This window comes from Halochromatium sp. (assembly GCF_054919635.1).
The window spans coordinates 1-3,882 of sequence record NZ_JBUDPI010000353.1 but is presented as its reverse complement, the minus strand read 5'-3'; the positions used below and the strand labels follow the sequence as shown (position 1 = coordinate 3,882).

Annotated in this window: 3 protein-coding genes and 1 pseudogene; 2 read left to right on the top strand and 2 right to left on the bottom strand. The window is 62.3% G+C overall.

Annotated features, from left to right (window positions below; translation table 11 throughout):
• Positions 1-70: 70 nt before the first annotated feature.
• Both egtD and egtB read right to left on the bottom strand, forming a co-directional pair.
• A complete protein-coding gene (gene egtD / locus ACY693_RS16455; RefSeq protein WP_462322894.1) occupies positions 71-1,054 on the bottom strand; it encodes an L-histidine N(alpha)-methyltransferase in 984 nt (327 codons plus the stop codon).
• A complete protein-coding gene (egtB, locus tag ACY693_RS16450) occupies positions 1,051-2,352 on the bottom strand; it encodes an ergothioneine biosynthesis protein EgtB (RefSeq protein ID WP_462322893.1) in 1,302 nt (433 codons plus the stop codon). Before egtB ends, egtD begins: the two co-directional genes overlap by 4 nt.
• A gap of 232 nt (positions 2,353-2,584) precedes the next feature.
• On the opposite strand from egtB, the gene ACY693_RS16445 reads away from it, so the two are divergent.
• Positions 2,585-3,541: an MDR/zinc-dependent alcohol dehydrogenase-like family protein gene (locus tag ACY693_RS16445; RefSeq protein WP_462322892.1), complete on the top strand. Its 957-nt coding sequence runs from the start codon at positions 2,585-2,587 to the stop codon at positions 3,539-3,541.
• A gap of 125 nt (positions 3,542-3,666) precedes the next feature.
• Positions 3,667-3,882, top strand: a pseudogene (locus ACY693_RS16440) (cation:proton antiporter); the annotation flags it as partial.

Here is a 3,882-nt window from a genome sequence, read left to right as displayed (position 1 = left end):
TCAGCAATGATGCACTGATTAAAGCTCAGCCAGCGGGAGCGGCATTAACCGATGATCCTCTTGCGCCCAATCAAGGCCGATAGACCAGGCAGTGGACACTGAATAGCTGCTGCGGATCAGTCCAGACCTGTTCTGGCTGGAAGCCAGCGCGCGCAGCCAAGGCGTGGAAGCCATCGACGCTGTACTTGTGCGAGCACTCGGTATGGATGGTCTCGCCCTCGTGGAAGGCGAAGATCTCACCGGCGACCCCAACCTGCTGATCGCAGGTGCTGAGCAGATGCATCTCAATGCGGCTCTGCTCGGCGTTGAAGAAGGCCTCATGACGGAAGCGGCTGAGATCGAAGCCACCATCGAGCTCACGATTGATCCGGCTCAGCAGATTCATGTTGAAGGCAGCGGTCACACCGGCGGCATCGTTGTAGGCGAGTTCGAGGCGTGCGGGATCCTTGATCAGATCAACGCCGATCAGCAACCGGCCATCAACACACAGGATGGCACCGACACGGCGTAGCAGCTCCTCGGCGTCGGCAGGCTCGAAGTTGCCGATCGACGAGCCCGGAAAGAAGGCGGCGCGCGGATGCTCATGATTGTCGACAGGCAGCTCGAAGGGCGTCGAGTAGTCCGCACAAACGGCGTGCACCTCGAGCCTTGGGAAGGTTGCTGCAAGCGCCTTCGCCGACTGCTGGAGGTGCTCACTGGAGATGTCGACCGGCATGTAGACAGCTGGCTGCAGGGCTTCGAGCAGAACGCGAATCTTCAAGCTGCTGCCGCTGCCGAGCTCGACCAAGAGCGCCTCGCGACCGAGATGCTGCGCCATCTCGGCGCCGTGCTCGCGCAAGATCGCGATCTCAGTGCGGGTCGGATAGTATTCGGGCAGCTCGCAGATGGCATCGAACAGCTTCGACCCCTCGGCGTCGTAGAACAACTTGGGCGAGAGCTGCTTGCGCGGCTTGCCCAGCCCGGCAAGGACCTCTGCACGGAGATCCGAGGGCGTCGGATGATAGTCGTGAAAGTAGATCGGATTGGCCGTCGTCGGGTCGGTCAACGAGATCATGCGAGGTCCTCCGCTAGCCGAATGCCTTTGAACTGCCAGCGCTCATGGGGATAGAAGAAGTTGCGATAGCTGACGCGGGCATGATCGCGGGAAGTGGCGCAGGAGCCACCGCGCATCACCATCTGCCCACTCATGAATTTGCCGTTGTACTCGCCAAGCGCGCCGTCCACCGCGCGGTAGCGTGGATAGGGCAGATAGGCTGAAGCGGTCCATTGCCAGCAGTCACCAAACAGCTGCTGCAGCGGACCAACGCTGGCCGGGGCGGGATGGAAGCGGCCAGCATCGACGAACTGACCCTCGACCGGACGCCCAGTTGCAGAACCAGTTGCCGCATGCTCCCATTCGAACTCCGTCGGTAGACGACGCCCGGCCCAGCGCGCATAGGCCTCGGCCTCGAAGTAGCTTAGATGGCAGACGGGCTCGGCCGGGTTCAGCGGCCGACGCCCCCCGAGCGTGGTCTCATGCCACACACCATCGAGCTGCTCCCAGTAGAGCGGCGCCTGCCAGCGGTCATTCTTGATCTGCGCCCAGCCATCGGAGAGCCAGAGCCCTGGGTGGCGATAACCACCGTCGTCGATGAATGCCTGGTACTCGGCGTTGGTGACCAGGCGATCGGCGAGTTGGAAAGGCTCCAGGAGTCGCTGGTGACGAGGGAATTCGTTGTCGTAAGCGAAGCCAACGACCGCGCCGTCGCGCCCTCCCTGCTCCTGAGCACCAAAGCTGTGAATGCCGCCCTCGAAGCTGGTGAAGGTCAGCGGCACCGGGTCTTGTATTGGCGCGACCGGCAGATCAGCGCGATAGGCTGGGCGCAGTGGATTGTAGGCCAGGTTGTACTTGATGTCGGTGACAAGCAGCTCTTGGTGCTGCTGCTCATGATTGAGCCCGATCTCAAGCCGGGCCTGCACAGTCGCCTGGTGCTCGGTTGGGCACTCGCTCAGCAGCCGTGCCATCGCATCGTCGACATGGCGACGATAGGCATAGACCTCGGCGACCGTCGGCCGCGAGATCAGCCCGCGCTGCGGCCGTGGCCAGAAGCCGGCCTCGGTCTGCTCGTAGTAGGAGTTGAACAGGTGATCGAATTGAGGATGATAGACCCGGTAGCCGGGCAAGAAGGGCTTGAGCAAGAAGGTCTCGAAGAACCATGAGACGTGCGCCAGATGCCACTTGGGCGGACTTGCCTCCACGGCAGCCTGGAGCATGTAATCCTCGGTCTCAAGGGGCTCACAAAGCTGCTCAGTGAAGGTTCGCACACGGCGGTAGGCAGCAGACAGGTTTAGCTCATCGTCCATTGGGGGCATCAGGCTCTCCTGGTGTCCGGTCTAGTAGGGAAGTGAGAATTGCGATCCGGCTGGGTGAACCGAGAATTGGCGATGCTGGGGCGCAATTTCCAGTCGCAGTGGTTTTACCCGATGGGACTAAAGGATACCCTGAGCCTTTAGGACCCTGCGGCTTGGACCTTGAGGCTGTTTGACCGAGCGCAGCTGATCAGGCGCTCAGCGTCTCCTATGCACCGACTGGAGTGACACTGCGATGAAGGCGATCTGGCTCGATGAGCAGCCCCGACTGAACAACGACCTCCCGACGCCAACACCGAGCGCCGGTGAGGCCTTGGTGAGGGTGCGACTCGCTGGCGTCTGCTCGACCGATCTGGCCCTATTGGATGGCTACTATCCGTTCACTGGCGTACTTGGCCATGAGTTCGTGGGCGAGATTGCAGACGCGCCCGCGGCGCCCGAGCGCGTCGGTGAGCGTGTGGTCGGCTCGATCAATGTCAGCTGTGGTCGTTGCCGCGAATGTCTGGCCTGTCGGCCAAACCATTGCCTTCACCGAGAGGCGCTCGGAATCAAGGGCCGAGATGGCGCCTTTGCCGAGTACCTCTGTCTGCCGCTCGAGAATCTGCATCCAGTGCCGGACGCGGTCCCGGATACCGCCGCGGTCTTCACCGAGCCGCTCGCGGCAGCGCTCGAGATCCCCGAGATGGTATCGATCAAGCCGTCGGATCGGGTGCTGTTGGTTGGCGCTGGACGTCTGGGGCAGCTGATCGCCCGAGTCCTGGCCTTGACTGGCGCTGATCTGCACGTGGTGGCGCGACATGCTCACCAGCGCCAGCGGCTGCAGGGGATCGGTAGCCGCTGCCTCGCAGAAGACGAGGTGGCTGAGAGCACGTACGATCTCGTGGTCGAGGCCAGCGGCGCCCCGGGCGGCTTCGCCTTGGCACGGCAGGCGCTGCGCCCACGCGGGACCCTGTGTCTAAAGAGCACCTACCGCGGCGAGGTACCCGTGGCCTTGTCCTCGCTGGTAGTCGATGAGATCCGCGTCAGCGGCTCGCGCTGTGGCCCCTTCCCCGCCGCCCTGAGACTGATGGAGCAGCAGCGTGTCGATCCTACCCCGTTGATCGATTGTGTTGAGCCGCTCGACAATGGCGTTCGGGCCTTGCAACGTGCAGCCGAGCGAGCGGTATTGAAGGCGTTGATCGACTGCAGCTGAGCCCGGTCTGTCCGCTGCACGCCGCAAACGCCCGTTGGCTAATCGGGGCATAATGTTGGCATCTCTAGAACGATCCACTAGAACGATTCCCTAGAGCGGTCCCTTACCAAGCCCGAGCCGACGTCATGCAGCTGTTTAACATCATCGCGGTTCTGATCACGCTAGCGGCGGTCTTCGCCTGGTTCAATTATCGCTTCCTCAAGATGCCGACCGCGATCGGGCTGATGCTGATCGCGCTCTTGGTGTCCTTGTTTCTGCTGCTGCCGATCCCCGGCACCGAAGGCATCGAAAGCGATATCCGGCTGATGGTCGACAGCATCGCCTTCGACGCCACGGTACTG

Bases quoted from the DNA above. Each gene is read 5' to 3' on its own strand.
- egtD (WP_462322894.1), bottom strand. From the start codon at position 1,054: ATGATCTCGTTGACCGACCCGACGACGGCCAATCCGATCTACTTTCAC.
- ACY693_RS16445 (WP_462322892.1), top strand. From the start codon at position 2,585: ATGAAGGCGATCTGGCTCGATGAGCAGCCCCGACTGAACAACGACCTC.
- egtB (WP_462322893.1), bottom strand. From the start codon at position 2,352: ATGCCCCCAATGGACGATGAGCTAAACCTGTCTGCTGCCTACCGCCGT.